General features: G+C 61.9%; 26 protein-coding genes. 12 read left to right on the plus strand and 14 right to left on the minus strand.

What is annotated here, in order from left to right; translation table 11 throughout:
- Positions 1-42 precede the first annotated feature (42 nt).
- From BFP93_RS23890 to BFP93_RS23905, 4 genes are all read left to right on the plus strand, one after another.
- Positions 43-318, plus strand: coding sequence for a DUF493 domain-containing protein (locus BFP93_RS23890; protein WP_065886843.1), 276 nt, complete (start codon positions 43-45; stop codon positions 316-318).
- A complete protein-coding gene (gene lipB, locus BFP93_RS23895; RefSeq protein WP_065895171.1) occupies positions 318-965 on the plus strand; it encodes a lipoyl(octanoyl) transferase LipB in 648 nt (215 codons plus the stop codon). Before BFP93_RS23890 ends, lipB begins: the two co-directional genes overlap by 1 nt.
- A 25-nt stretch (positions 966-990) precedes the next feature.
- A complete protein-coding gene (gene lipA / locus BFP93_RS23900; RefSeq protein ID WP_162276339.1) occupies positions 991-1,992 on the plus strand; it encodes a lipoyl synthase in 1,002 nt (333 codons plus the stop codon).
- Between the two features lie 180 nt (positions 1,993-2,172).
- A complete protein-coding gene (locus BFP93_RS23905) occupies positions 2,173-3,090 on the plus strand; it encodes a S66 peptidase family protein (protein ID WP_065895173.1) in 918 nt (305 codons plus the stop codon).
- 109 nt (positions 3,091-3,199) lie between these two features.
- Here BFP93_RS23905 and BFP93_RS23910 read toward each other — a convergent pair whose 3' ends face one another.
- From BFP93_RS23910 to leuS, 5 genes are all read right to left on the minus strand, one after another.
- The gene (locus tag BFP93_RS23910; protein WP_065895174.1) at positions 3,200-4,525 is read right to left on the minus strand and encodes a lytic murein transglycosylase; all 1,326 of its coding nucleotides are present in this window, start codon (positions 4,523-4,525) and stop codon (positions 3,200-3,202) included.
- Between the two features lie 62 nt (positions 4,526-4,587).
- The gene (arfA, locus tag BFP93_RS23915) at positions 4,588-4,752 is read right to left on the minus strand and encodes an alternative ribosome rescue factor ArfA (protein WP_003176285.1); all 165 of its coding nucleotides are present in this window, start codon (positions 4,750-4,752) and stop codon (positions 4,588-4,590) included.
- A 214-nt stretch (positions 4,753-4,966) separates the two neighbouring features.
- The gene (gene holA, locus BFP93_RS23920) at positions 4,967-6,004 is read right to left on the minus strand and encodes a DNA polymerase III subunit delta (protein ID WP_065895175.1); all 1,038 of its coding nucleotides are present in this window, start codon (positions 6,002-6,004) and stop codon (positions 4,967-4,969) included.
- Between the two features lie 39 nt (positions 6,005-6,043).
- Positions 6,044-6,649: an LPS-assembly lipoprotein LptE gene (gene lptE / locus BFP93_RS23925; protein WP_065886849.1), complete on the minus strand. Its 606-nt coding sequence runs from the start codon at positions 6,647-6,649 to the stop codon at positions 6,044-6,046.
- Between the two features lie 89 nt (positions 6,650-6,738).
- Positions 6,739-9,345, minus strand: a complete 2,607-nt coding sequence (leuS, locus tag BFP93_RS23930; protein ID WP_065895176.1) for a leucine--tRNA ligase — start codon at positions 9,343-9,345, stop codon at positions 6,739-6,741.
- Positions 9,346-9,606: 261 nt separating this feature from the next.
- On the opposite strand from leuS, the gene BFP93_RS27910 reads away from it, so the two are divergent.
- Together BFP93_RS27910 and BFP93_RS23935 are read left to right on the plus strand one after the other, a co-directional pair.
- Entirely contained in the window at positions 9,607-9,924 is a 318-nt protein-coding gene (locus BFP93_RS27910; RefSeq protein WP_083203251.1) for a hypothetical protein, read from the plus strand.
- Between the two features lie 95 nt (positions 9,925-10,019).
- On the plus strand, positions 10,020-10,781 hold the full coding sequence (locus tag BFP93_RS23935) for a YdcF family protein (RefSeq protein ID WP_065895177.1): 762 nt from the start codon (positions 10,020-10,022) through the stop codon (positions 10,779-10,781).
- 121 nt (positions 10,782-10,902) lie between these two features.
- Here the strand turns inward: BFP93_RS23935 and lnt are convergent, their stop codons facing one another.
- The 5 genes from lnt to miaB form a co-directional block, all read right to left on the minus strand.
- On the minus strand, positions 10,903-12,426 hold the full coding sequence (gene lnt, locus BFP93_RS23940) for an apolipoprotein N-acyltransferase (protein ID WP_065895178.1): 1,524 nt from the start codon (positions 12,424-12,426) through the stop codon (positions 10,903-10,905).
- Positions 12,427-12,441: 15 nt separating this feature from the next.
- The gene (locus BFP93_RS23945; protein WP_065886853.1) at positions 12,442-13,281 is read right to left on the minus strand and encodes an HlyC/CorC family transporter; all 840 of its coding nucleotides are present in this window, start codon (positions 13,279-13,281) and stop codon (positions 12,442-12,444) included.
- A 42-nt stretch (positions 13,282-13,323) separates the two neighbouring features.
- The gene (ybeY, locus tag BFP93_RS23950) at positions 13,324-13,782 is read right to left on the minus strand and encodes an rRNA maturation RNase YbeY (protein ID WP_065886854.1); all 459 of its coding nucleotides are present in this window, start codon (positions 13,780-13,782) and stop codon (positions 13,324-13,326) included.
- A complete protein-coding gene (locus tag BFP93_RS23955; RefSeq protein ID WP_065886855.1) occupies positions 13,775-14,779 on the minus strand; it encodes a PhoH family protein in 1,005 nt (334 codons plus the stop codon). Before BFP93_RS23955 ends, ybeY begins: the two co-directional genes overlap by 8 nt.
- A 225-nt stretch (positions 14,780-15,004) precedes the next feature.
- Positions 15,005-16,333, minus strand: coding sequence for a tRNA (N6-isopentenyl adenosine(37)-C2)-methylthiotransferase MiaB (gene miaB, locus BFP93_RS23960; RefSeq protein WP_065886856.1), 1,329 nt, complete (start codon positions 16,331-16,333; stop codon positions 15,005-15,007).
- A gap of 131 nt (positions 16,334-16,464) precedes the next feature.
- On the opposite strand from miaB, the gene BFP93_RS23965 reads away from it, so the two are divergent.
- The 6 genes from BFP93_RS23965 (at position 16,465) to BFP93_RS23990 (ending at position 22,451) form a co-directional block, all read left to right on the plus strand.
- On the plus strand, positions 16,465-16,791 hold the full coding sequence (locus tag BFP93_RS23965; protein ID WP_003236992.1) for a DUF1820 family protein: 327 nt from the start codon (positions 16,465-16,467) through the stop codon (positions 16,789-16,791).
- 235 nt (positions 16,792-17,026) lie between these two features.
- Positions 17,027-19,084 (plus strand): oxidoreductase, encoded by a 2,058-nt coding sequence (locus BFP93_RS23970; RefSeq protein WP_065895179.1) that lies wholly within the window; start codon positions 17,027-17,029, stop codon positions 19,082-19,084.
- Between the two features lie 35 nt (positions 19,085-19,119).
- Entirely contained in the window at positions 19,120-19,878 is a 759-nt protein-coding gene (locus BFP93_RS23975) for a transporter substrate-binding domain-containing protein (protein ID WP_065895180.1), read from the plus strand.
- A 28-nt stretch (positions 19,879-19,906) separates the two neighbouring features.
- A complete protein-coding gene (locus BFP93_RS23980) occupies positions 19,907-20,623 on the plus strand; it encodes an ABC transporter permease (protein ID WP_065895181.1) in 717 nt (238 codons plus the stop codon).
- A complete protein-coding gene (gene hisM / locus BFP93_RS23985) occupies positions 20,620-21,330 on the plus strand; it encodes a histidine ABC transporter permease HisM (protein ID WP_065895182.1) in 711 nt (236 codons plus the stop codon). Before BFP93_RS23980 ends, hisM begins: the two co-directional genes overlap by 4 nt.
- An 8-nt stretch (positions 21,331-21,338) precedes the next feature.
- Positions 21,339-22,451 (plus strand): succinylglutamate desuccinylase/aspartoacylase family protein, encoded by a 1,113-nt coding sequence (locus tag BFP93_RS23990; protein WP_065895183.1) that lies wholly within the window; start codon positions 21,339-21,341, stop codon positions 22,449-22,451.
- Here the strand turns inward: BFP93_RS23990 and BFP93_RS23995 are convergent, their stop codons facing one another.
- From BFP93_RS23995 to BFP93_RS24010, 4 genes are all read right to left on the minus strand, one after another.
- A complete protein-coding gene (locus tag BFP93_RS23995; protein WP_065886862.1) occupies positions 22,452-23,006 on the minus strand; it encodes a tetratricopeptide repeat protein in 555 nt (184 codons plus the stop codon).
- A 226-nt stretch (positions 23,007-23,232) separates the two neighbouring features.
- Complete coding sequence (gene hemL / locus BFP93_RS24000; protein WP_065895184.1) at positions 23,233-24,516, minus strand: glutamate-1-semialdehyde 2,1-aminomutase; 1,284 nt, start codon at positions 24,514-24,516, stop codon at positions 23,233-23,235.
- Positions 24,517-24,535: 19 nt separating this feature from the next.
- Positions 24,536-25,159: a thiamine phosphate synthase gene (gene thiE, locus BFP93_RS24005; RefSeq protein WP_065895185.1), complete on the minus strand. Its 624-nt coding sequence runs from the start codon at positions 25,157-25,159 to the stop codon at positions 24,536-24,538.
- Positions 25,160-25,177: 18 nt separating this feature from the next.
- Entirely contained in the window at positions 25,178-25,975 is a 798-nt protein-coding gene (locus tag BFP93_RS24010) for a hydroxymethylpyrimidine/phosphomethylpyrimidine kinase (RefSeq protein WP_065895186.1), read from the minus strand.
- Between the last annotated feature and the right edge of the window lie 106 nt (positions 25,976-26,081).

A 26,081-nucleotide genomic window follows, 5' to 3' on the forward strand; every position in this document is an offset into this window, starting at 1 on the left:
TTTGCCGTCGCCACGGCTTACCGCTTACGAGGCCGTTCTGCCATGACCGATAAAGAAGTAAAGGCGCCAAAGATCGAATTCCCGGTGACGGATTACCCCATCAAGGTGATCAGCGATACCGGCGTAGGTCGCAAAGACACGATTCTCGAGATTGTGCGCAAACACGCGACCATCAACGACAACCGCGTGGACGAGCGTTCCAGCTCCACGGGTAAATACACGACGATCCAGTTGCACATCGTTGCGACGGATCAGGACCAGCTCTACAACATCAACAGCGAACTGCGGGCCACCGGCTTCGTGCACATGGTGCTGTGATGTCGCACGTCCTGGGCTTTCGCGAGCTCGGCCGGATGGACTACGAGCCCGTCTGGCATGCCATGCAGCGCTTCACCAACGAGCGCGGCACCTCGGCACCGGATGAAGTCTGGCTGGTCGAGCACCCGCCGGTATTCACCCAGGGCCAGGCCGGCAAGGCCGAGCATCTGCTGCTGCCGGGTGATATTGCGGTGGTGCAGGTCGACCGAGGGGGGCAAGTGACTTACCATGGGCCTGGCCAACTGGTCGCGTATCTGTTGCTGGATGTGCGCAAGCTGGGCTTTGGCGTGCGTGATCTGGTCAGCCGCATGGAGGCTTGCCTGATCGAGCTGCTGGCCAGTTACGGCGTGACCGCCGCGGCCAAGCCCGATGCACCGGGTGTGTATGTGGAGGGCGCGAAAATCGCTTCCCTCGGGCTGCGCATTCGGCACGGTTGTTCCTTTCATGGCCTGGCCCTGAATGTGGACATGGACCTGGCCCCGTTCCAGCGGATCAACCCGTGCGGTTATGCGGGTCTTGCGATGACCCAGTTGAGCGACCATGCAACACCCATAGAATTTGCCGAGGTAAGTGCCCGGCTGCGCGCGCAGCTCGTCAAACACCTCGACTATGCTGAGCAGACGACCCTGACGGGCGGAATCGATTGATATGACTACTGATGTTGTGCAAACCATGATCCCGACGCTGGACATCACCGAGCGTCCAGCCCCGGCCCCACGTGCCAAGGTGGAAGCCGGCGTCAAGCTGCGCGGCGCCGAGAAGGTTGCACGCATCCCGGTGAAGATCATTCCGACCACCGAACTGCCGAAAAAGCCTGACTGGATTCGCGTGCGTATCCCGGTCTCGCCGGAAGTCGACCGTATCAAGGCGCTGCTGCGCAAACACAAGCTGCACAGCGTGTGCGAAGAAGCGTCCTGCCCGAACCTGGGTGAGTGCTTCTCCGGCGGCACCGCCACCTTCATGATCATGGGCGACATCTGCACCCGTCGTTGCCCGTTCTGCGACGTGGGCCACGGCCGGCCGAAGCCGCTGGACGTCAACGAGCCGCAAAGCCTGGCCATTGCCATCGCCGACCTGAAACTCAAATACGTAGTGATCACCTCGGTCGACCGTGACGACTTGCGTGACGGCGGTGCCCAGCACTTTGCCGACTGCATTCGTGAAATCCGCAAACTGTCCCCCAACGTAATGCTCGAAACCCTGGTGCCCGACTACCGTGGGCGCATGGACGTGGCGCTGGAAATCACCGCCGCCGAGCCGCCGGATGTGTTCAACCACAACCTGGAAACCGTGCCGCGCCTGTACAAGGCCGCGCGTCCGGGGTCGGATTACCAGTGGTCGCTGACCCTGCTGCAGAAATTCAAGCAAATGATGCCGCACATCCCGACCAAGTCCGGCCTTATGCTGGGCCTGGGCGAAACCGACGAAGAAGTCATCGAAGTCATGAAGCGCATGCGTGAGCATGACATCGACATGCTGACCCTGGGCCAATACCTGCAACCGTCCCGCAGCCACTTGCCGGTGCAGCGCTTCGTGCACCCGGACACCTTCGCCTGGTTCGCCGAGGAAGGTTACAAGATGGGCTTCAAGAACGTCGCATCGGGCCCGCTGGTACGGTCTTCGTACCACGCCGATGAACAGGCCAAGCTGGTCAAGGCGAGCCTGGTATCCTGATAAAGAGTTTCGTAATAAAGAGTTGCTAATAGAGATCTGCCCGCCACCGCAGATCCAATGTGGGAGGGGGCTTGCCCCCGATTGCGGTGTGTCAGTCCCTTGAGTATTGGCTGTCACGCCGCCATCGGGGGCAAGCCCCCTCCCACATTTCGTTATGCGTCATATCAGGGAGAATTGTGCATGACTACCGCCGTACCTGCATTGCGCCTCGAAGGCACCATCGGCCTGATCGCCCCCGCCGGCCCAGCCGCGCTGGACGTCGAAAAAGCCGGGCAATGGATGCGCACCCGTGGCTATGAACTGCGGATTTTCCCCGGTGTGTATGAACGCGACGGCTACCTGGCCGGCAGCGATCAAGTGCGCCTGCGCGACCTTCACGCCGCCTTCGCCGACCCCGAAATCGATGCCATCTTCTGCCTGCGCGGCGGCTACGGTACGCCACGTCTGCTCGACGCGCTGGACTTCGACCTGCTGCGCGCCAACCCCAAGCCCTTCGTCGGCTACAGCGACATCACCGCCTTGCACCTGGCGATCAACCGCTACGCCGGCTTCGTCACTTTCCACGGGCCGATGCTCAATGCCGACCTGCTCGGCGGCAAGCAACCACCTACCGAGTCATCGCTGTTCAGCCTGTTGCGTGGCCAGTTGGGTGCCGGCAGTGTGCTCACGCATCCGGTGGCCTACCCCTTGACCACGATCGAGCCAGGCATCGCCTGCGGGCGCTTGCTGGGCGGTAACTTGTCGATGATCGCGGCGGTGATGGGCACCGCTTATGAAATTGACGCTGAAGGCATCATCCTGTTTATCGAGGACGTCAACGAGCCGCTCTATCGCATCGACCGCTTGCTGACGCACCTGCGCCTGGCGGGCAAACTCGACCAGGTTGCGGGGGTGTTGGTGGGGGATGTGTCGGGTGTGGATAACGGGGCGCTGGAGCGGCTGTTGAAACAGACCTTCGAACCGCTGTGCATTCCGGTGCTGGCTGGCTGGCGCAGTGGGCATTGCGATCCGAACCTGACGCTGCCGATGGGCGCGTTGGTGCGGTTGGATGCGGGGCAGCAGCGGGTGGTGCTGGAGCAGGACGTAGTCTGTAAATAGGGGTCGCCTGCCAGACCCTATCGGGGGCAAGCCCCCTCCCACACCTGGAATGCATTTCAAAATGTGGGAGGGGGCTTGCCCCCGATGGCACCAGTCGCCATAAGCCAATCTATTGGCCCAGCAGCGCCTCCAGCAACTTCACCGTCGGATACCCATCCGCCGGCCAGCCCAGTGCTTGCTGCGCCGCCCGAATCGCCTTGCGCGTGTTGGCGCCGATGATCCCGTCGGCGTTGCCCGCGTCATAACCTTTGGCGCTGAGCGCCGTCTGCAGGTCGATACGCTGCGAGCGGCTCAGGGGCAGCTCATCCTTTGGCCAGCTCCCGCGAATCACCCCACCGCCACCAAAACGCTCGGACAGCAGGCCAACAGCCAGTGCATAGGACGACGAATTGTTGTATTTCAGGATCGCACGGAAGTTATCCAGCACCAGGAACGCCGGGCCACGGTAGCCGGCCGGCAGCAGCAGGGCGGCGGACAGTTGCTCGACGTTGGCCGGCAGGCTCGCGCCGGGCGGCAGTTGGATACCCAGTTTCAGCCATTCGGCGACGGTCTTGCGAATGCCACCATCGGCCAGGGAATAGTCGAAGCCCGATGGCAATTGCTGCACCTCAACGCCCCACGGCTGGCCTTTCTGCCAACCGGAGCTTTGCAGGTAATGGGCAGTGGAGGCGAGGGCGTCACCCGGGCTGTTCCAGATATCGCGGCGACCGTCACCGTCAAAATCCACCGCGTGGGTGTTGTAGGTGGTGGGGATGAATTGGGTCTGGCCCATCGCGCCGGCCCAGGAGCCTTTCATCTGGTCGGCCGGGATATCGCCGTGCTGGATGATCTGCAGCGCCGCCAGCAGTTGTGCCTGGGCAAACGCCGGGCGGCGGCCTTCATAGGCCAGGGTCGCGAGGGAGCGGATCACCGAGTTATTGCCCTGGAACTGGCCGAAGTTGCTTTCCATGCCCCACACCGAGACCAGTGCCTGGCGATCAACGCCGTAACGCTCCTCGATGCGCTGCAGGATATCGGCGTACTTGACCAGCAACGCCTGGCCGTTGCGCACGCGCAGCGGCGACAGCGCGCCATCGATGTATTCCCACACCGGACGGGAAAACTCCGGCTGGCTGCGGTCGGCGCGAATCACGGCCATGTCCGGGCTGACGCCGGCGAAGGCGTTATCGAAGACTTCGGCGCTGATCCCGGCTTGCAGGGCCTGTGCACGGAACCCGGCCTGCCATTCGGCGAAGGTCTGGGTCGGTTGGATGTCCAGGTTATCCACTGCCAACGGCGCCACGACGGCAGGCGCGATGGCCGGTGCGGTCTTGAGCGGGGGCAGGGGTTGAGCGTCCGCGGCGGTGGGTTTTTCCGCGCAGGCGACAAGCAGAATGAGGCTGGAGGCAGCAATCAACTGGCGAAGGTGCCAGCGACGGGAAAGACTAGAGGGCATGCACAGGTCCAGGGGGTTACAAATCAAGTGCAGACCTTATCATGCCAGAGGGGCGCTTGCCTTCAGGCAGCCAGAAAGTAAGAAGCCTCCCAGCTGTTAGACTGGAAGGCTTCGCGGCGGTAGCTGCCTTTGCCCTTGCCGGCGCGTTCCTGACGGCTGCGGAACAGTGGCTGGGCGATGATGGATTTGGCCTTGTTCGGGCCATGCTTGGATGGCTTTTTGCTCATGATGGATTCTCTCGCTTGGGTGTGGAATGGAGCGGAGCAAATCATCTGCCGAAGTGGCCCGGCTGTAAAGCCCGGCGACAACCCCTGTAGGAGCGAGCTTGCTCGCGAAAAACTCACAGGCGCCGCGTTCATTCAGGAAATACGCGTTATCGTTGACGTTTTTCGCGAGCAAGCTCGCTCCTACATTGGATTCAGGGTGTTTTTGGAAGCAGGGTTATTCGGCTGGCAGGGTGAGGCGCTGGCCGGCCATCAACAGCGACAAACGGCTCAGGCTCATCCACGGCGAACCGGCCGCCTGGCCCTTGATCTGTGCGTCGATGCGCTGTGCTTCGAGCAGCAGTTGCGCCCAGCGTTGCGCCGAGTGCCGTTGCAGGGCCTTGCTCATCAGGGGCTTGCGCTTGTCCCACACCGGCGGCCTGGCCTGGCTGAAGCATTTGTCCAGCGGAATGCCCTGGCTGTACTGCAAGGCAATGTTGGCCAGTACCCGCAGCTCCCGGGCCAGGGCCCAGAGAATCACCGGCGGCTCCACGCCCTCGCCACGCAGCCCTTCGAGCATGCGCAGGGCGTGAGCGGGTTCGCCGTTGAGGATCGCGTCCACCAGCCCGAATACATCAAAGCGCGCACTGTCAGCCACCGCGCCCTGCACGGTTTCGACAGTGATCTGCCCCTCTTCGGCCATCAGCTTGAGCTTTTCGATTTCCTGGGCGGCGGCAAGCAGGTTGCCTTCGACCCTGGCGGCGATCAGCTCGACGGCCTCTTGCGTGGCCGACAGCCCCGACTGTGACAGGCGTTGGCGAATCCACTGCGGCAGCTGGCTGCTGTCCACCGGCCAGATCTGAATGAACTGGGTCTGCGGGCCTTCCACCAGGGCCTTGCCCCATTTGGTTTTCTGCGCACTGCCATCCAGCTTGGGCAGGCTGATCAGCAACACCGTGTCTTCAGCAGGTCTCGAGCAATACTCGATCAACGCTGCCGCGCCTTTATCGCCCGGCTTGCCCGAAGGCAGGCGCAGTTCCAAAAGACGTTTTTCGGCAAACAACGACATGCTCGCGCCGGCTTGCAGCAATGTTCCCCAGTCGAAACTGGCGTCGGCACTGAATACCTGGCGCTCATCGAAACCTTGCTGGCGCGCCGCCGAGCGAATGGCGTCGGCCGCTTCCTGGCACAGCAGTGGATCATCGCCGCTGACGATATAGACAGGCGCGAGGCCACCTTGCAGGTGTTTGGCGAGTTGGGCGGGGGCAAGTTTCATAGGCAGGGCGAACGGGGCGCCAGGAGCGCCCCGTTTGGCTTACTCGACAGGGACTTCAACAGGCGACTGTTTCGGCGTGTTGTCTTCGTACTCTTGCGCCGCCTTCAGGGCATCGGCGTCAGCCTTGGCCTTGTTGTCGGCGATTTGCTGCAACTCGGCGAGTTTTTCCGGGTTGAGCAGTTGCAGGCGAGTCATCATGCGCTGAACCAGGTCACGACGCATTTCCTTGCGCGCCTGAAGGATCTCGGAGTCCGAACCCACCAGGTTGTTGCCGTCGTGGCTCACGACTTTCTGGACCTGGATCTTGTCGCCCATCAGCGGCAAGTTATCGCGGCCCTGTACTTCGAAGCTGACGGTGGTGGCCAACTCGATGTCGGAGGCGCGGCCGGCACTGGCGTAGCTGATGTTGCGCTGGGTTTCGCGCTCATCGACCAGGTTCAGCTTGTAGGTGGCGCCGCTATAGACGTGCACGCCGCTGTTTTCCAGGCTCTGGCGCAGTTGCGTCACGGTTTCGCCGTAGGCGTTACGTGCGCTGACGTCGAGTTCCTTGAGCGACAATTCATTGGTGCCGGTGCCGCGCAGCTGGAAGCCGCAAGCGCTCAAAAGAACGGCCAGGCCCATTACCAGCAGATTGCGTTTGATCATGTTGTTGCTCCCCTTGAAACCAGGCGGGCCGTATCGAGGCCCTGAAGGTTTAGTTCGGCGCAGGGCTTGAGCCCTGCGCCCGATCCGATTTAGCTGGCGACGATATTGACCAGTTTTCCAGGCACTACGATCACTTTGCGGATCGTCAGGCCTTCGGTAAAGCGCAGCACGTTCTCGTTGCAGCGTGCAGCCGCTTCGACTTCTTCACGGCTGGCGCTGGCCGGCATGTCGATCTGGCCGCGCAGTTTGCCATTGACCTGGATCACCAGTTGCAGCGTGTCCTGTACCAGCGCGCTGTCATCCTGCACCGGCCAGCGGGCGTCGATGACGGCACCGCTGTGGCCCAGGCGGCTCCACAGTTCGTGGCTGATGTGCGGCGTGATCGGCGCCAGCAGCAGGGTAACCGTTTCCAGGCCTTCCTGGATCAATGCGCGATCCTGTTCCGTGGCCTGCGGGGCTTTTTCCAGCACGTTCATCAGCGTCATCACTTGGGCGATGGCGGTGTTGAACTTGTGGTTCTGCCCTACGTCCTGGCTGGCCTGGCGGATAGCCAGGTGGGTGCTGCGACGAATGGCTTTCTGTTCATCATTCAAGGACGCGACGTCCAGCTTGCCCGGCAAGCCCTGGCTGACGTGGGCATGGGCCAGGCGCCAGACGCGCTTGAGGAAGCGGTGCGAGCCTTCGACGCCGGAGTCGGACCATTCGGCGCTCATGTCGGGCGGCGAGGCGAACATCATGAACAGGCGGCAGGTGTCGGCGCCGAACTGATCGATCATCGATTGCGGATCGACGCCGTTGTTCTTCGACTTGGCCATCTTCTCGGTGCCGCCGATTTCCACCGGCAGGCCGTCGGATTTGAGCTTGGCGCTGATGACCTTGGCCTTGCTGTCACGCTCGAGCTCGACGTCCGCCGGGTTGAACCAGGTGTAGGCGCCATTGGCTTCGCGGCGGTAGTAGGTCTCGGCGATGACCATGCCTTGGGTCAGCAGGTTCTTGAACGGCTCGTCGGAGCTGACCAGGCCTTCGTCGCGCATCAGCTTGTGGAAGAAGCGCGCGTACAGCAGGTGCAGGATGGCGTGTTCGATACCGCCGATGTACTGGTCCACCGGCAACCAGTGGTCGGCTGCGGATTTTTCTACCAGGCCACCTTCATAGTGCGGCGAGGCGTAGCGGGCGTAGTACCACGAGGACTCCACGAAGGTGTCCATGGTGTCGGTTTCACGCTTGGCAGGCTGGCCGCATTTGGGGCAGCTGCATTCGTAGAACTCGGGCATGCGCGCCAGTGGCGAACCGGCGCCGTCCGGTACGACGTCTTCGGGCAGGACCACCGGCAGTTGCTCTTCTGGTACCGGCACGTCGCCACAGCTTTCGCAGTGGATGATCGGGATCGGGCAGCCCCAGTAGCGTTGACGGCTGATGCCCCAGTCGCGCAGGCGGAACTGGGTGCGCGAGGCGCCGAGATTTTTCTTGATCAGGGCAACTTCGATGGCGTCGAAAGCGCCCTGGAAGTCCAGGCCGTCGAACTCGCCGGAGTTGATCAGCTCGCCGTGCTCGCCATAGGCGTCCTGCCACGGGGCCGGGCTGGTGTCGCCCGCGCTGGTGCGCACCACCGACTTGATCGGCAGGTCGTACTTGGTGGCGAATTCGAAATCGCGCTCGTCGTGAGCCGGGACTGCCATCACAGCGCCATCGCCGTAATGCATCAGCACATAGTTGGCGACCCAGACCGGCAATTTCTCGCCCGTCAACGGGTGCTCGACGAACAGCCCGGTCGGCAGGCCTTTTTTCTCCTGGGTGGCGACGTCGGCTTCGGCCACGCTGCCGCCCTTGCATTCGGCGATGAACGCCTGCAGCTCAGGGTTGTTCTGTGCGGCCTGGGTGGCCAACGGGTGTTCGGCGGCCACGGCGACATAGGTCGCGCCCATCAGGGTGTCCGGACGGGTGGTGAAGACTTTGAGTGCGCCCGCTTCGCCGATCGAGTCGACGTTGTACGGGAACTGCACTTCCATGCCCTTGGATTTGCCGATCCAGTTGCGCTGCATGGTCTTGACCTGTTCAGGCCAGCCCGGCAAATCGTCGAGGCTCGACAAGAGTTCGTCCGCGTAGGCGGTGATCTTGAAGTAGTACATCGGGATTTCGCGTTTTTCGATCAGCGCGCCGGAACGCCAGCCGCGGCCGTCGATCACCTGTTCGTTGGCCAGTACCGTCTGGTCAATCGGATCCCAGTTCACGGTGCCGCTTTTTTTGTAGATCACGCCTTTTTCGAACAGGCGCGTGAACAGCCATTGTTCCCAGCGGTAGTAATCCGGCTTGCAGGTGGTCACTTCACGGGACCAGTCCACCGCCAGGCCCAGGCTGCGCAGCTGGGTCTTCATGTAGGCGATGTTTTCGTAGGTCCACTTGGCGGGCGCCACGTTGTTTTTCATCGCGGCGTTTTCCGCCGGCATGCCGAAAGCGTCCCAACCCATGGGTTGCAGAACGTTCTTGCCGAGCATGCGCTGGTAGCGGGAAATCACGTCGCCGATGGTGTAGTTACGCACGTGCCCCATGTGTAGCTTGCCGCTGGGGTAAGGGAACATCGATAGGCAATAGAACGTCTCCTTGCCTGGCTGTTCGCTGACTTCAAAGGACTTTTGCTCGTCCCAGAAGGTTTGTGCGGCATTTTCTATTTCACGGGGCTGATATTGTTCGTGCATGGCTACTTTTGAACTGGATAGGGGTGGCCTAATCCTCTTCGGTGCAACGTTCAGGTTGATCGACACCGGAAAGCGGCGCGTCCGTGCCCAAACCCTGCGGGAAGTGGAGTTACAGGAAGCGCCGTAGCATACATGACCCCACTCTATCGAGGGAAACCCTGATTGCGCAGGCCAGGCCGTCTGTCGCGGCACCGGGCAGGTGCAGCCACGGGGGCTACGCTGTTTATTGGGGAGCAAGTATTTCTTCAATGAGGTGAGGGGATGGCTGAATCGCAGCGAACTTTGACGAAACCGCAGTTATACGAAGGACTGATCGACCGTTTGGGTCGGGCATTGGATGCCGCAAGAACCGCAGGCCGATTGTGTGATGAACGGCCTCTGGAACTGGAGTTGCGAGGCTTGAGCCAGGCAGAGCTTGAACTGATCAAGCGCTATCTGGAATTGCACCACCAGCGCGCCGCTCATGGGCCGGCATCCCCGCCGGTCCCCGAGTCGCCTCGTTCGGCCAAGGTAGTGTGGCTGAAGGATCTGGCGGCCGGTCGCAGCCCGGAAAATGTCCGGTCGATACGGTGCAAGTGACCCCGCGTTATCCGTTGATGTTTACAAAATATGCTCGTAAGGATTGTTGCTGAACCCCGATGCATCTAGGCTTCGGGCATCTTTGGAGATGCCCGATGCCTTTTCGTTATTTCATTAAACAATTGTTGTTGCCGCCCGGTATTTTCCTGCTGTTGCTGGCACTTGCCTGGTGGTTTCGCCGCAGTCGTCCGCGCCTGGCCGGGTGTTGTTTTGCCTTGGGATTGGGCGGGATGTGGTTGATCAGCCTGCCGGTGATGGTGCAGTGGGGCGCACGCGCTCTGGAGACAGCACCGCCTCTGGCCCGCGAGGACTGGGCAAACCTGGCCCAGCGTGCCGACGCGATTGTGGTGCTGGGCTCCGGTCGTGAGCGCGGCGACATTGCGTGGCGCTCCGACCAGCCCACCGGCATCGGTTTGGAGCGTGAACGTTACGCGGCGCGTCTGGCCAAGGCGTCCGGGTTACCGGTGCTGACCAGCGGCGGCCTGCACTACGGCACGCCGCCCAGCGAGGCAGAGCTGATGGCGGTGTCGATGCAGGATGACTTCGGCGTCACGGTACGCTGGAAGGAAGAGCGCAGCCGCACCACTTGGGAAAATGCGCAGATGAGCGCCGAGATACTGTTACCCCAAGGCATCAAGCGCGTGGTGGTGGTGACCCAGGCCTGGCACATGCCGCGTTCGGTGTGGAGTTTTGAGAAGGCCGGCTTCACTGTGGTGCCCGGGCCAGTGGGGTTTCTGGGCGTGGATCACGGTCGGCCGCTCGGCGGGTGGATGCCGGAGGTCAAGTCGGTGTGGCAGAGCGGGCAGTTGATCAATGAGGCGGTGGGGCAGGTGGGGTATAGGTTGTTCTACAGGTAACACCGCAGGACAAATGTGGGAGGGGGCTTGCCCCCGATTGCAGTGTGTCAGTATCAAATGTACTGACTGACACTCTGCCATCGGGGACAAGCCCCCTCCCACATTGGTTAGATGTTGCCTGTCAGACGGTTTTAGCCATCCGAGCAGCCAACAGTGCCCAGCCGAACAGCAGCAGGCACACGATGATCAGAGGCCACGAGCGCCATTGCAGGTAAGGCGTCAGGTTGTGCATCGGCACCACGTCGCCATAGAGAATGCCGCGCTCGAACTGCGGGATCTGCGCGGTGATCTGCCCAAAGGGGTTGATCAGGCCGGTCACGCCGTTGTTGGTGGCGCGAATCATCCAGCGTCCGGCTTCAAGCGCACGCATCTGCGCCATCTGCAGATGCTGCAGCGGGCCGATCGAGCGGCCGAACCAGGTGTCGTTGCTGATCGTCAGCAGCAGGTCGCTCTGGGCCGACAGGCCGGCGGCGAACTCCGGGTACACCACTTCATAACAGATGAACGGCGCAATCTGATAACCCTTGGCCTGGAGCATGGGCTGGTCGGAAGGGCCGCGGGCGAAGTCCGACATCGGCAAATCGAAGAAGGCGATCAGCCCGCGCAGCATATCCTGCAGCGGCACGTACTCACCGAACGGCACCAGCTTCTGCTTGAGGTAGGTGCCTTCACCTTCGCCGACCACGGTGATGCCATTGAAGTAGCGCTTCTCGTGGCGCACTTCCTCGCGAATCGGTACCCCGGTGATCAGTGCGGTATTACGCTCGGCGGCGAACTTGCCCATCATGCCCAGGTAGCCTTCGACCGACTCCTTGAGTACCGGTACGGCCGTTTCCGGCCACACCAGCAGGTCGACGCGTTTGGAACTCAAACTCATGTCGCGGTACAGCGCCAGTTGCGCGTTGAGCTGCTCGGGGTCCCACTTCATGCTTTGCTCGACGTTGCCCTGGATGGCGGCCACGCTCAGGGGCGGGCCGGAGGGCGAGGTCCAGGCATGATGCTTGAGCGCCAGGCCGATGGCCCACGGTGCGACGAGCAGCACCAGGCCGACCGCGATAAAGCTGTTGCGCCGGCTCGCCAGCAGGCGCGGCAGGTTGCACAGCAGGGCGGCGGTCAACGCCAGCGCGAACGAAATCAGCCACATGCCGCCTAAGGGCGCGAGGCCGGTCAGCGGGCCGTCGAGTTGACTGTAGCCCGAATACAGCCACGGGAAACCGGTGAGGAACCAGCCGCGAAAAGCTTCCTGGCCGACCCACAATGCCGCGAACGTCAGCGCATCGGCCAATGGCGCTTCATTGCGGCGCAGCCAGCGCGCCCACAGCCAGGCAGGCAGGGCGAAGAACCAGGCGATGGCGGCGGTGAACAGCAGCATCAGGAACCCCGCCAGCAGCACCGAAGCGCCGCCGAAGTGGTGGATGCTGTAGTAGATCCAGCTGGTGCCGGCGCCAAACAGGCCGAAACCGAAACACCAGCCGCGGCCCAGGGCCTGGCGGGGTGTGAGTTCACGCAGGCCGATATAGAACAGACCGGCCGCCACCAGCGCCAGCGGCCAGATATCGAACGGCGCCAGCGCCAGGGTAGTGATGGCGCCGGCCACCACGGCCAGCAGGTTACCGGGCCAGCCGGGTGCGATCAGACGGCGCATTTCAGTCCTTAACCCTCAACGGGCGATAGGGGTCAAACGGATCAGGTGGATACGACGGCTGTCCGCGTTGAGGATGCGGAACCGATACGCGCCGATCTCGGTGGTTTCGTTACGCTTGGGCAGGTGCCCGAATGCACTCATCACCAGGCCGCCGACGGTGTCGAATTCATCGTCGGAAAACTCGCTGTCGAAGAACTCGTTGAAGTTCTCGATGGGCGTCAAGGCCTTGATCAGGAAGTCACCGCTGGGCAGTGGCTTGATGTAGCTGTCTTCTTCGACGTCGTGCTCGTCTTCGATGTCGCCGACGATCTGCTCCAGTACGTCTTCGATGGTCACCAGGCCAGCCACGCCGCCGTATTCGTCGATCACAATGGCCATGTGATTGTGGTTGGCGCGAAATTCACGCAGCAGCACGTTCAGGCGCTTGGATTCAGGCACGAAGGTGGCCGGGCGCAGCAGGTCCTTGATGTTGAAGTTGTCGCCGTTCTCCTTGAGGATCAGCGGCAACAGGTCCTTGGCCAGCAGGACGCCCATGACGTCGTCATGGCTTTCGCCTATCACCGGGTAGCGCGAGTGCGCCGAGTCGATCACGGCCGGGAGGAATTCCCGTGGGGTCTGGGTCGCCTTGATGCTGATCATCTGCGAGCGCGGCACCATGATGTCGCGTACTTGCAGGTCAGCCACCTGGATGGCGCCTTCGACGATGGCCAGCGCTTCGCTGTCCAGCAACTTGTTCTGGTGGGCCTCGCGCAGCAGCTCCAGCAGCTCCTGGCGGTTTTTCGGCTCGTGGGCAAAAGCCTGGGTCAGTTTACCCAGCCATGACTTTTGCCCGTTGCTCGATCGGTCTTCGCTCATAGCGATTACTCTAAATCCTTTGATATGACAGTTGAGTGTTGATCAGTTTTCGTCGTCTGCGTAGGGGTCGCGATGCCCCAATTCAGCAAGCAACGTTCGTTCCAGTGCTTCCATTTCCTCGGCTTCGTCATCGTCTATATGGTCGTAACCCAAGAGATGCAAGCAGCCGTGGATGACTAGATGGGCCCAGTGGGCCTCAAGTTCCTTGCCTTGTTCGCGCGCTTCGCGTTCCACCACTTCCACGCAGATCACCAGATCGCCCAGCAGCGGGATATCCAGTAATTCGTCGGGTACGTCGGCGGGGAAGGACAACACGTTGGTCGCGTAGTCTTTCTGGCGCCAGGTGTGGTTCAGCTCGCGGCCTTCGGGCTCATCCACCAGACGAATGGTCAGTTCCGAGTCGGCAGTGCGCTGGCGCAGGGCCAGGGCGCACCATTGACGAAACTGTGCTTCGCCGGGGGCGGGCGCTTCGGTGGCCCGCTGCAGGTCAAGCTCAAGCATCGCGGCGCGTGTCCTGGGCCGGTGCGTCGTCCTTGTGGTCGAAACGCTCATAGGCTTCTACGATGCGCTGCACCAGCGGGTGACGGACCACGTCCTTGGGCATGAAGTGCGTGAAGCTGATACCCGGTACGTCCTTGAGCACCTCGATTACCTGCGCCAGCCCGGACTTGGTGCCCTTGGGCAGGTCGACCTGGGTGACGTCACCGGTAATCACGGCCGTGGAGCCGAAACCGATACGGGTGAGGAACATCTTCATTTGCTCGACCGTGGTGTTCTGGCTTTCGTCGAGAATGATGAAGCTGTTGTTCAAGGTGCGACCGCGCATGTAGGCCAGCGGGGCGATTTCGATCACCTGGCGCTCGATCAGCTTGGCGACGTATTCAAAACCGAGCATCTCGTACAGCGCGTCGTAGAGCGGGCGCAGGTACGGGTCGATCTTCTGGGCCAGGTCGCCGGGCAGGAAGCCGAGTTTTTCACCCGCCTCGACCGCCGGGCGCACCAGCAGGATGCGGCGAACCTGTTCGCGCTCCAGGGCATCCACCGCACAGGCCACGGCCAGGTAGGTCTTGCCGGTACCGGCCGGGCCGATGCCGAAGTTGATGTCGTTGCCGAGGATTTCCTTGACGTACTTCTGCTGATTCAAGCCGCGCGGGCGAATCATGCCTTTTTTGGTACGCAGGGCCACGCTGGCTTCGGCCACAGGATTGTTGGCCAGGTCTTCCACGGCGGATTCCTGCAGGTACAGGTGCACCGTTTCCGGCGACAGCTCACTGCCCTTGGTTTCGCGGTAGAGGCGCCGCAGCAGGTTTTCCGCAGACGTGGTGTGTTGGGGTTCACCAATAAGCTCGAACTGATTGCCGCGGTTGCGGATCTCGATGCTCAGGCGTTGTTCGATCAGGCGCAGGTGCTCGTCGAACTGTCCGCACAGGTTGGCGAAACGGCGAGCCTCAAACGGCTCGAGGAGAAAACGATGGGGTTCTACTGTAGGTGCGTTCAAGGTCGCTTTTAGCCGCCCTTTGGCTGTTGAGGTGAAACAGAGAATAACGCCAGTGGCGCGGGTACGAAAGCACTTACGTCATCGGAATGTTGCATGGATCCAATGTGGGAGGGGGCGTGCCCCCGATGGCGGAGTGTCAGCCGACACATTTGCTACTCAGACACCTCAATCGGGGGCAAGCCCCCTCCCACATTAGTTCTGCCCTTGCCTTGGCAGCCGGGGGCGTCAGTTGATCAACGAACCGCGTAGCGAGTGCGGTTGCGCCGCATCGATGTGTACGTCGGCAAACTGGCCGATCAGGGTCGGGTTGTCGCAGCGGAAGTTGACGATGCGGTTGTTCTCGGTACGGCCCTGCAATTCGCCCGGGTCCTTCTTCGAGTAGTCGGTCACCAGGATGCGCTGGATCGAACCGACCATTTGTCGGCTGATCTCGAAACCCTGCTGATTCAGGCGATGTTGCAGCGCATTCAAGCGTTCTTTTTTCAACGCTTCCGGGGTTTCGTCCGGCAGGTCGGCCGCTGGGGTGCCCGGGCGCTGGCTGTAGACGAACGAGTAGGAGAAGTCGAAACCGACGTCCTCGATCAGCTTCATGGTCTGCTCGAAGTCTTTCTCGGTTTCGCCGGGGAAACCGACGATAAAGTCCGAGCTGATGCAGATGCCCGGCACTGCGGCGCGCAATTTACGCAGCTTGGATTTGTACTCCAGGGCCGTGTGGTTGCGTTTCATGGCCGACAGGATGCGGTCCGAGCCCGACTGCACCGGCAGGTGCAGGTGTTTGACCAGCTCCGGCACGTCGGCGTGGGCCTGGATCAGGCTGTCGGAAAACTCCAGCGGGTGCGACGTGGTGTAGCGGATGCGCTCGATGCCATCGACGGCGGCGACTACGCGGATCAACTCCGCCAGGTCAGCCAGGCGCCCATCGTCGGTCTGGCCACGGTAACCGTTGACGTTCTGGCCCAGCAGGGTGACTTCACGCACGCCGTTTTCGGCCAAGTGGATGATTTCCGACAGCACATCGTCAAACGGCCGGCTGACTTCTTCGCCACGGGTGTAGGGCACTACACAGAAGGTGCAGTACTTGCTGCAGCCTTCCATCACCGACACATAGGCACTTGGCCCGTCGATGCGCGGCTCGGGCAAATGGTCGAATTTTTCGATTTCAGGGAACGACACGTCCACTTGCGGCAACTTGGTGATGCGCGCGGCGTCGATCATTTCCGGCAGGCGGTGCAGGGTTTGCGGGCCGAAGACCACGTCGACATAGGGCGCGCGGTCGCGGATCGCGGCGCCTTCCTGGCTGGCCACGCAACCGCCGACGGCGATCACCATGTCCGGGTTGGCCAGCTTCAATTCGCGCCAGCGGCCCAGCTGCGAGTACACACGGTCCTGGGCCCGCTCGCGGATCGAGCAGGTATTGAGCAGGATCACGTCGGCATCTTCGGCGCGGGCGGTGACTTCCAGGGCCTGGTGTTCGCCCAGCAGATCGACCATGCGCGAGCTGTCGTACTCGTTCATCTGGCAACCGTGGGTTTCGATGTAAAGCTTCTTGGCCATGGGGATCGTCAACTGGTGGTAAAGAACCGCGCATTATAGGGGGCATGCCCATTGGTTCCTAGCGCTGTGCATCGGGTGCCATGCTATAGTTCGCGCCCTCTTTTATATCCGCGATGTGTTGCTCGCCCGCCATGACCAAACGTGAAGCTCCAATCTACAAGGTGATTTTCCTCAACCAGGGCCAGGTGTTCGAAATGTACGCCAAGCAGATCTATCAAAGTGATCTGTGGGGCTTCCTGGAGGTGGAAGAGTTCGTCTTTGGCGAGCGTACCCAATTGGTCGTCGACCCGGGCGAAGAAAAGCTCAAGGCCCAGTTCGAAGGCGTGGTGCGCAGCTTTGTGCCGATGCATTCGATCGTGCGCATCGATGAAGTCGAGCGCCTGGGTACGCCGAAGATCAGCGAGGCGCGGGGCGTGAGCAATGTCATGCCGTTCCCGATGCCGATGCCGGAGAAGTGACCCTCAATTAATTTGTAGGGCGTTTCCGAAATTGCCCTCTTGTGGATAGACATTTTGTTTGAAAGATAGCAAATTTTGTTTATTCGGAGAGGGCGCCATGAATCTATTAATAATAAGAAAACCTTTAAATAAACCTCGAAGTTTCCCCGTTTCAATTCCCTTGAATCACGCCATTCAATAGCCCCGAGTTTTATCACGCCGTCATTAACGAACCTTACTGTTCGGGAGTAGCCCTGTGCGCGATCCTCGCTATGACATTCTGTTTGAGCCGGTACAAATAGGCCCGGTTCGCACCCGTAATCGCTTTTACCAAGTTCCCCACTGCAATGGCATGGGCCATGTGCACCCGTCGGCCATGGCTCGCATGCGCGGGATTAAGGCCGAGGGCGGCTGGGGGGTGGTGTGCACTGAAGAGTGTGAAATCAGCCCGCTGAGCGAGTTCTCGCCTTATATCGAGGCGCGGTTATGGGATGAACGCGACATCCCGGCCCTGGCGAAAATGTGTGAGGCAGTGCACCAGCACGGTTCGTTGGCCGGCGTCGAGCTGGCGTTCAACGGTTACTCCGCGCCTAACCGCTACAGCCGCGAAATTCCCTGGGCGCCGTCCAATACGCCAGTGCGCAGTTATGACCCGGTGCAGGCCCGGGCCATGAGTCGTGCCGATATCCAGCAGTTGCGCGCCTTGCATCGGGCGGCGGCCCTGCGCGCGCGGGAGGCCGGCTTTGACATCATTTATGTGTATGCCGGGCACGACCTGAGCGTCCCGTTCCATTTCCTCACGCCGCGTAACAACCGGCGCACGGATGAGTACGGCGGAGTGCTGGAAAATCGCGTGCGACTGCTGCGCGAACTGATCGAGGACACCCGCGATGCAGTGGGCGACCGCTGTGCCGTGGCGGTCCGCCTGGCGGTGGATGAGCAGATGGCCGGCGGCCTCAGTCGCGAGGGCGAAGGCGCCGAGGTGTTCTCGATGTTGGCGGACCTGCCGGACCTGTGGGACATCAATGTCGCCGACTGGTCGAACGACAGCGTGACGGCGCGCTTTGCCGGCGAAGGCTATCAGGAGGCTTTCCTGGTGGGGCTCAAGGCGCTGACCCGCAAGCCGGTGGTCGGCGTCGGGCGCTTTACTTCGCCGGACACCATGGTGTCCCTGGTACGCCGTGGCGTGCTCGACCTGATCGGCGCCGCGCGCCCTTCGATTGCCGATCCGTTCCTGCCGAAGAAGATTGAAACAGGGCGCGCCGAGGAAATTCGCGAATGTATCGGCTGCAATGTGTGCGTCAGCGGCGACCACACCAGTACGCCGTTGCGCTGCACGCAGAACCCGACCATGGGCGAGGAGTGGCGGCGTGGCTGGCATCCCGAGTCGGTCGAGCGTGCGCACCGGCCCGGCAGGGCGCTGGTGGTCGGCGCCGGGCCCGCAGGGCTTGAGTGCGCGCGGATACTCGGCACGCGCGGGATGGACGTGGCGCTGGTCGACAGCCTGCGCAGCCTGGGCGGACGGGTAGCGCTGGAGGCCCGGCTGCCTGGTTTGGCGAGTTGGGCGCGGGTCGTCGATTATCGACTGGACGCCTTGAGCCGCCTGCCCTCGGTGGAGATTTATCGGGAAAGTCAGCTGCAGGCCGAGGATGTGCTGGATTTCGCCGCCGAGCACGTATTTATCGCCACCGGCTCACATTGGCGGCGGGACGGCCTGGGGCGCGCCCTGCGCCAGGCATTACCGGGCCTTGAGTGCCTGCCAGTGCTGACGCCGGACGAGGTGATGGCGGGTGTGCTGCCGGCTTCGCCGGTGCTGCTGTTCGATGATGACCACTACTACATGGGCAGCGTGCTGGCCGAGCACCTGGTGGCGCGAGGCGTGGAGGTGATCTTCGTCACCCCGGCGGCGGATGTGGCGGCCTGGACGCACAACACCCTCGAGCAGCATCGCATCCAGCGTCGTCTGATGGAGTTGAATGTCACGATCATCCCCTCCCATACGCTGGTCCGGGCGATGCCGGAGGGGGTGATGGCAGGGTGTGTCTACACCGAGCGCACACGGTTCATCGGCGCCGCATCCCTGCTGCTGGTGACCTCCCGAGCGCCTGAACAGGCGTTGTATCAGGCATTGAATAACACCCCCGAACGGTTGCAGGCGGCGGGTATCGGCACGCTGGCGCTGGTCGGTGATTGCGTGGCGCCCGGCACGATTGCAGCAGCGGTGTATTCAGGGCATCGAAGCGCCCGCGAGTTCGACGCGCCGGCTGGGTCGTTAGTGGTTAAGCGAGAAATTCCATTTATTGAGGTGCAGTAAGTTCAGCTGTTTCATCTATAACAAGGAATACAATAATGAAAAAAATACTCCTGCTGTTAATCACCACGTTTTTATTCAATACATCGCTTCTGGCCAAAGACTATGAAGTGATTCGTTTTGCTGCCGATCCCAACTACGCGCCCTTTGCTTATAAAGACAGTACGGGAACGTTGACCGGCTTTGAAATTGATATCGGTCATGCTATCTGCGCGCAGTTGAATGTGCGCTGCCAATGGGTTGAAAGCGACTTCGACGCAATGATCCCCAGCCTGAACGCCGGCAAGATCGACGCAATCCTGGCTTCAATGACCATCACTGCGGCGCGGCAAAAGGTTATCGATTTTTCCTCGGAAGTCTTTTCCAGCCCTACCGCCATGGTGTTTCGTGCGGGTACCGAGCTTTCCACAGGTACGGCCGTCGGCTATCTGCAGGGCAGTACCCAGGAAGTGTATGCCCTTAAGGTGCTCGCCGGCCAAGGCATCAAGGTGGTGGCTTACGCCGATCAGGAACAGGTGTATGCCGACCTGCGGACAGGCCGTTTGCAGGCTTCGCTGCAAGATGCGCAGCAAGCGCAAAGCGGGTTCTTGCGTTCGCCCCAGGGCGCCGGGTTCGTGCTGGGACCGATCATTGAAAGCGAGCTGATGCCGTCCAGAAGCGGCATTGGCATCGCCAAGGGCAACCATGAACTCAAGGCGCTGCTGGATAAGGCGCTGGCGGACCTCCACGCCGATGGCACCTACGTCCGCCTGCAAGAACAGTATTTTCCCGGCGTGAATATGTTCAGCGGCCAATAACCGCCCTCCAGGCCAATGAGGGCAAAACATGCTACCGACCTTCTCCCAATTCGTCGCGACCCTGGGCGCCTTTGCGCCGATGTTACTGCATGGCGTGTGGATCACCCTGCAACTGGCGCTGTTGTCGTTGCTGCTGGGGCTTGTCCTCGGCCTGCTCGGTGCCGGCGCCAAGCTGTCCGGGGTGCGCACGTGGCGTTTGTGCGCGCAGCTCTACACCACGTTGATACGCGGTGTGCCGGACCTGTTGCTGATGCTGTTGATTTTCTACGGGCTGCAAACCGGCTTGAGTCGTCTGACCGCCGGGTTGGGCTGGGCGTACATCGACATTGACCCTTTCAGCGCGGGCGTGCTGACACTGGGGTTTATCTACGGCGCCTATTTCACCGAAACCTTTCGCGGCGCCTTGCTGGCTGTACCGCGCGGCCAGTTCCAGGCGGCTAAGGCCCTTGGGCTGACCTTCCGCCAGAGCTTCGTGCATGTGATCTTCCCGCAAATGATGCGGTTCGCCTTGCCGGGGTTGGGCAATAACTGGATGGTCCTGCTCAAGGCCACAGCGCTGGTGTCGATCATCGGCTTGGCGGACCTGGTAAAAGTCGCCCAGGTGGCGGGCAAAAGCAGCCAGCAACTGCTGGCCTTCCTGCTGCTGGCGGCGCTGGTGTACCTGCTGCTCAGCAGTGCTTCAAACCTGATACTGGGTTGGCTGGAGCGTCGTTACACCGGTGGCGTGCAGGAGCCGTCACGATGATGGAACTCATCCAGGAGTACTGGCGACCGTTGATTTATTACGACGGTTACCAGATCACCGGCCTGGCCATGACCTTGTGGCTGACCAGCGCGTCGTTAGGCCTGGGCCTGCTGCTGGCGTTGCCGTTGTCCATCGCCAGGACATCTGCCCGGCGCTGGCTGCGCTGGCCGGTGCAAGGCTATACCTACCTGTTTCGTGGCACGCCGCTGTATATCCAGTTGCTGATCTTCTACACCGGCATCTACAGCCTGGCCGCCGTGCGCGAACAGCCGTTGCTCGATGCGTTTTTCCGCGAAGCCCTCAACTGCACCCTGCTCGCATTCGCGCTGAATACCGCCGCCTACACCACAGAGATTCTGGCGGGCGCCATTCGCGCAATGCCTCGCGGGGAAATCGAGGCCGCGCGGTCCCTGGGTTTTGACGGGTGGAAACTGTACGTGCACCTGATCATGCCTTCGGCCCTGCGCCGATCATTGCCGTACTACAGCAATGAAGTGATTTTCATGCTGCATTCCACCACCCTGGCGTTCACGGCCACGGTGCCGGACATCCTCAAAGTCGCGCGGGATGCCAATGCCGCCACCTTTCTTACCTTCCAATCCTTCGGCCTGGCCGCCGTCCTTTATCTGAGCATTACGTTTGCCCTGGTCGGCCTGTTTCGCCTGGCTGAACGGCGTTGGCTAAGTTTTCTCGATGCGGGCCGATAGGGGGCGTCATGCACACTCAAAATCACAGGTTGTTGAGCGCTGTACCCGGCACGGCACGGCAGATCCATAGTTTTCATTACGGCCCGGCCGATGCGCCGGGCAAGGTGTATATCCAGGCGTCCCTGCATGCCGATGAACTGCCGGGGATGCTGGTGTGCTGGCATCTGAAACAGCGGCTGGCGCATCTGGATGCGGCCGGGATGCTGCGCTGGGAGGTGGTGCTGGTGCCGGTGGCCAATCCGCTGGGGCTGGAACAGGTGTTGATGGACGTGCCGCAGGGACGCTTCGATAACGACAGTCGAGAGAACTTCAATCGCTTCTTTATCGATGTCAGCCGGCAGGTCGCGGATCAGGTGCAGGACGCGCTGACCGCAGACCCTGCGCATAATCTGCAACTGATCCGTTCGACCCTGCGGCAAACCCTTGTCGACCAGGTGCCGGCGACGCAACTGCAGTCAATGCGCTTGATCCTGCAAACATTGGCGTGTGATGCCGATGTGGTGCTGGACCTGCACTGTGATTTCGAGGCGGTCCAGCATCTGTACCTGGCGCCGCACGCCTGGCCGCAGGTGGAGCCGCTGGCGCGGTACCTCGGCGCGCAAGCCTGCTTTATGAGCGAAGACGCGGGCGGGCACTCGTTCGACGATTGCTACACCCTGTTCTGGGCGCAGATGCAGGCGTGTTTCCCGGGGCGATTGGCCGCGCCGGGATTTGCCGCGACCGTGGAGCTGCGCGGTGTGGCCGATGTGGAGGATGGGCTGGCTCGCCAGGATTGCCAGGCATTGATCAACTACCTGACGCTGCGCGGCGCCATCGATGGCCAGGCGCCACTGCCGCCGCCGTTGTTGAACCCGCCCACACCCTTGGCCGGGGTTGAGCCGGTGGTGAGTCCGGTGGGAGGCTTGATTGTATTTGCCGCTCAGGTCGGCGACTACCTGAAAGCAGGACAGACGCTGGCGCACATCATCGATCCAGTCACTGATCGCGTAACCCCGGTGGCGTGTGCACGTGAAGGGCTGTTATATGTGCACTCAGTGCGCCGAATGGCGAGCGCCGGTATGACCATCGCCCATGTGGCGGGGCCTGCGGCGTATCGGCAGGGCTATCTGTTATCGCCGTGATCAGGGCAGGGGGGAGAAGGGTGAGCGCCCATCGGCACTCTGCAGTTCCTGCAGGTAATTGCGGAAAATCTGCCCCAGCACCTGGGTGGCCACTTCCAGTTCATCGCGCTGCATGTGCTCGGCGACTTCGTCGGCGGTGTCCAAAGCGTCTTCGGCGCCGTTGACGGCCGCCATTTTCAGCACGATGTAGGCCTGGACGTTATTGGCCGGCACACCTTCGCCACGGAAGAACATGTTGCCGAGCTGGAATTGCGCCTGTGCATGGCCTTGCAGCGAAGCTTTTTCGAAGTAGCTCAACGCTTTGTTGAGATCGACGGCCGGGTTCTTACTGTCGTGGAAGTATTCGCCCAACTCGTATTGCGCTTGCGCATCCCCTTCGTCAGCCTGTTTCTGGCACGCGCTCAGGGCTTCGGCCTGGGTGTCGGGCTGGGTATTAAGGGTGCAACGACCCATCGCTGGAATTAACAACGAGTTGCCGCCTGCTTGTGCATGCGCCAGCAGCGGCTGAAGGAGCAACAGGCAGCCCAGAACCAGGGTGCGGCCGGTGCGTTTCATGGGAATCGACTTACCTCTGACGGGGCGCGCGGACCCTCGGGGAGTCCAATAAGCGCGCATTATGAAATAAGCAGGCCTCTGCTTACAAAGTCTTTACTCGTTTTTCTGCTGCTTGGGCAAGTTATCTGCCGGATTGCAGGGCAATTCTCGAAAAAACCGGGAAATCTCTGTAGGCAAAGTAGCAAATCTGACGCCGCCACGGGCAGCGTCAGAGGGTTGCCGTCACTTATTTCAGGGCCGCGAAGGCGCGCTCGGCAGCGTCCAGGGTCAGCTTCAGCTCGGCTTCGCCATGGGCGATCGACGTGAAGCCGGCCTCAAAGGCACTCGGCGCCAGGTACACGCCGCCTTCGAGCATCAGGTGGAAGAAGCGCTTGAACAGGTCGGCATCGCTGCCCATCACGTCATCGAAGGTGACGATGTCGTCGGCACCGCTAAAGTACAGGCCAAACATGCCGCCGGCCTGGGTGGTGACGAACGGGATACCGGCGGCGTCGGCACGCACTTGCAGGCCGTCCAGCAGGCGGGTGGTGTAGTCGGTCAGCTCGGCATGGAAGCCCGGACGGCTGATCAGGCGCAGGGTGGTCAGGCCGGCCGCCATCGCCAGCGGGTTACCGGACAGCGTGCCGGCCTGGTACACCGGGCCCAGCGGGGCGATGTGCTGCATGATCTCGCGCTTGCCGCCGAAGCAGCCCACCGGCATGCCGCCGCCGATGATCTTGCCGAAGGTGCTCAGGTCCGGCGTGACGCCGTAGTGCGCCTGGGCGCCACCGAGGGCCACGCGGAAACCGGTCATCACTTCATCGAAAATCAGCACCACGCCGTGTTTGTCGCACTGCTCGCGCAGACCTTCAAGGAAACCCGGGGCCGGCGGGACGCAATTCATGTTGCCGGCGACCGGCTCGACGATGATGCAGGCCACCTCCTGACCGACGTCAGCGAGCATCTGCGCGACGGCGTCAATGTCGTTGAATGGCAGGGTCAGGGTGTGTTTGGCGAACGCCGCCGGCACGCCGGCCGAACTCGGTACGCCCTGGGTCAGGGCGCCGGAACCGGCTTTTACCAACAGGCTGTCGGAGTGGCCGTGGTAGCAACCTTCGAACTTGATGATGCTGTCGCGGCCGGTGAAACCACGGGCCAGGCGGATCGCGCTCATGGTGGCTTCGGTGCCGGAGCTGACCATGCGCACCATTTCCATCGACGGCACGATCGAGCAGACCAGGTCGGCCATCTCGGTTTCCATCGCGGTCGGAGCACCGTAGGACAAACCGTGCTGCAGTTGCTGGCGAACGGCGTCCAGCACCTCCGGATGGCTGTGACCGAGGATCATCGGGCCCCAGGAGCCGACGTAGTCGACATAGCGCTTGTCATCTTCGTCGGTGACATAGGCGCCTTCGGCATGCTTGAAGAACAATGGCGTGCCGCCCACGCTCTTGAACGCACGCACGGGGGAGTTCACACCGCCGGGGATGTGTTTCTGGGCATTGGCAAACAGGGTTTCGGAACGGGACATGATGGAAGTCTCTCTGAAATCAAATCTTAAGAAGGGCGTTGAAAGCACGGGCGCGGCGCGTGACTTCCTGGGTGCTGTCGGCGCCGAACAGGCCGTGCACCACGGCGAGCAGGTCGGCCCCGTGGGCCACCAGCGGTTCGGCGTTTTCCAGGGTGACGCCGCCGATCACGCAGATCGGTAGGTGCAGGCGTGTGCGCGCCTCGGCCAGCATGTCAACGGTGGCGGCCGGGGCGCCGGGTTTGGTCGTGGAATTGAAGAAGCGCCCGAAGGCGACGTAACTGGCGCCTTCCTTCGCGGCCTGTTCGGCCAGTTCGATCTGGCTATGGCAGGTGGCGCCGATGATCGCCCTGGAGCCGAGCAGCGCCCGGGCCGGGGTCAGCGGGCCGTCGGTCTGCCCCAGGTGCACGCCCACGCCCAGGCGCGCGGCCAGTTCGGCGTCATCGTTGATGATCAATTGGGTCGTGTAGCGCGAGCACAGTTCCCGCAGCTTTTCGGCCTCTCGCAGGCGGCGCGCTTCGTCGCTGCTTTTGTCGCGGTACTGCAACAACGTCACGCCACCGTCCAGCGCCGCTTCGACGTAGGCGAGAAATTTGCCGGCCAACAGTTGGCTGTCGGTGATGGCGTAAAGGCCACGTAGTTTCATCGGGCAGGCCTCTCGGTATTAAGAGCAGAAATCCAGCGGCAGACGGCGAGGCACGAACTGGCCCTGGCCGAGTCGTTCGGCGTCACGCAGGGTGCGCCAGGTGTAGTCGAGCGCCGACTGCACGGCGCTCACCAACCCTTCGCCCTGGGCGATTCGCCCGGCAAGGGTGCTGGCCAGCGTGCACCCCGAGCCGTGATAGCTGCCGGGCAAGCGCTGGCACGTAAAGGTATGGCGGCTGCCGTCGCGGCTGTACAGGCGATTGTGCACTTGCTGCTCATCGCCGTGGCCGCCGGTGATCAGCAGGTGCTTGACGTAGGGCAACAGCTTCTCGGCGCATGCGTCGGCGCTGCCGTCGGGCAGTTCGGCGAGAATGCGCGCTTCAGGCAGGTTGGGCGTGGCGATCAGCGCCAGGGGCAACAGTCGCTCGCGCATCGCATAGCCCACTTCATCCTTGCCCAGGCTGCCGCCGCCGCCGGCACGCAGCACCGGGTCGCATACCACCGGCAGGTGCGGGTGCGCCTGCAGCAGTTCGATCACGGTGTCGACCATGGCGGTAGATCCCAGCATGCCCAGCTTGACCGCAGCGACTTCGGAGTCGCCGAGCACGGCATTGGCCTGGGCCAGCACCCACTCGCGGTCGAGCACACGAAAGTCACTGACATTGACGGTGTTCTGCACGGTCAGCGCGGTGACGGCCGTAGCAGCGTGGCAGCCCTGGGCGAGCAGGGCTTCGATATCGGCCTGCAAGCCGGCGCCACCACTGGGATCATGGCCGGAGAGACAGAGAACAACGGGGCGAGAGCTGTAGATATTCATGGTGCGCGAGCTTACCACCAAACGCTTTTTGCGTGGCCGTCCGGCGATAGCTGAATGTTGCCCTGCGCCAAGACGTTTCGGGCGGCTGACAATTGTCATCAAATGC

The sequence above is a fragment of the Pseudomonas sp. 44 R 15 genome, from assembly GCF_900004965.1.
GTDB lineage: Bacteria > Pseudomonadota > Gammaproteobacteria > Pseudomonadales > Pseudomonadaceae > Aquipseudomonas > Aquipseudomonas orientalis_A.

Bases quoted from the DNA above. Each gene is read 5' to 3' on its own strand.
- BFP93_RS23890 (WP_065886843.1), top strand. From the start codon at position 43: ATGACCGATAAAGAAGTAAAGGCGCCAAAGATCGAATTCCCGGTGACG.
- lipB (WP_065895171.1), top strand. From the start codon at position 318: ATGTCGCACGTCCTGGGCTTTCGCGAGCTCGGCCGGATGGACTACGAG.
- lipA (WP_162276339.1), top strand. From the start codon at position 991: ATGATCCCGACGCTGGACATCACCGAGCGTCCAGCCCCGGCCCCACGT.
- BFP93_RS23905 (WP_065895173.1), top strand. From the start codon at position 2,173: ATGACTACCGCCGTACCTGCATTGCGCCTCGAAGGCACCATCGGCCTG.
- BFP93_RS23910 (WP_065895174.1), bottom strand. From the start codon at position 4,525: ATGCCCTCTAGTCTTTCCCGTCGCTGGCACCTTCGCCAGTTGATTGCT.
- arfA (WP_003176285.1), bottom strand. From the start codon at position 4,752: ATGAGCAAAAAGCCATCCAAGCATGGCCCGAACAAGGCCAAATCCATC.
- holA (WP_065895175.1), bottom strand. From the start codon at position 6,004: ATGAAACTTGCCCCCGCCCAACTCGCCAAACACCTGCAAGGTGGCCTC.
- lptE (WP_065886849.1), bottom strand. From the start codon at position 6,649: ATGATCAAACGCAATCTGCTGGTAATGGGCCTGGCCGTTCTTTTGAGC.
- leuS (WP_065895176.1), bottom strand. From the start codon at position 9,345: ATGCACGAACAATATCAGCCCCGTGAAATAGAAAATGCCGCACAAACC.
- BFP93_RS27910 (WP_083203251.1), top strand. From the start codon at position 9,607: ATGGCTGAATCGCAGCGAACTTTGACGAAACCGCAGTTATACGAAGGA.
- BFP93_RS23935 (WP_065895177.1), top strand. From the start codon at position 10,020: ATGCCTTTTCGTTATTTCATTAAACAATTGTTGTTGCCGCCCGGTATT.
- lnt (WP_065895178.1), bottom strand. From the start codon at position 12,426: ATGCGCCGTCTGATCGCACCCGGCTGGCCCGGTAACCTGCTGGCCGTG.
- BFP93_RS23945 (WP_065886853.1), bottom strand. From the start codon at position 13,281: ATGAGCGAAGACCGATCGAGCAACGGGCAAAAGTCATGGCTGGGTAAA.
- ybeY (WP_065886854.1), bottom strand. From the start codon at position 13,782: ATGCTTGAGCTTGACCTGCAGCGGGCCACCGAAGCGCCCGCCCCCGGC.
- miaB (WP_065886856.1), bottom strand. From the start codon at position 16,333: ATGGCCAAGAAGCTTTACATCGAAACCCACGGTTGCCAGATGAACGAG.
- BFP93_RS23965 (WP_003236992.1), top strand. From the start codon at position 16,465: ATGACCAAACGTGAAGCTCCAATCTACAAGGTGATTTTCCTCAACCAG.
- BFP93_RS23975 (WP_065895180.1), top strand. From the start codon at position 19,120: ATGAAAAAAATACTCCTGCTGTTAATCACCACGTTTTTATTCAATACA.
- BFP93_RS23980 (WP_065895181.1), top strand. From the start codon at position 19,907: ATGCTACCGACCTTCTCCCAATTCGTCGCGACCCTGGGCGCCTTTGCG.
- hisM (WP_065895182.1), top strand. From the start codon at position 20,620: ATGATGGAACTCATCCAGGAGTACTGGCGACCGTTGATTTATTACGAC.
- BFP93_RS23990 (WP_065895183.1), top strand. From the start codon at position 21,339: ATGCACACTCAAAATCACAGGTTGTTGAGCGCTGTACCCGGCACGGCA.
- BFP93_RS23995 (WP_065886862.1), bottom strand. From the start codon at position 23,006: ATGAAACGCACCGGCCGCACCCTGGTTCTGGGCTGCCTGTTGCTCCTT.
- hemL (WP_065895184.1), bottom strand. From the start codon at position 24,516: ATGTCCCGTTCCGAAACCCTGTTTGCCAATGCCCAGAAACACATCCCC.
- thiE (WP_065895185.1), bottom strand. From the start codon at position 25,159: ATGAAACTACGTGGCCTTTACGCCATCACCGACAGCCAACTGTTGGCC.
- BFP93_RS24010 (WP_065895186.1), bottom strand. From the start codon at position 25,975: ATGAATATCTACAGCTCTCGCCCCGTTGTTCTCTGTCTCTCCGGCCAT.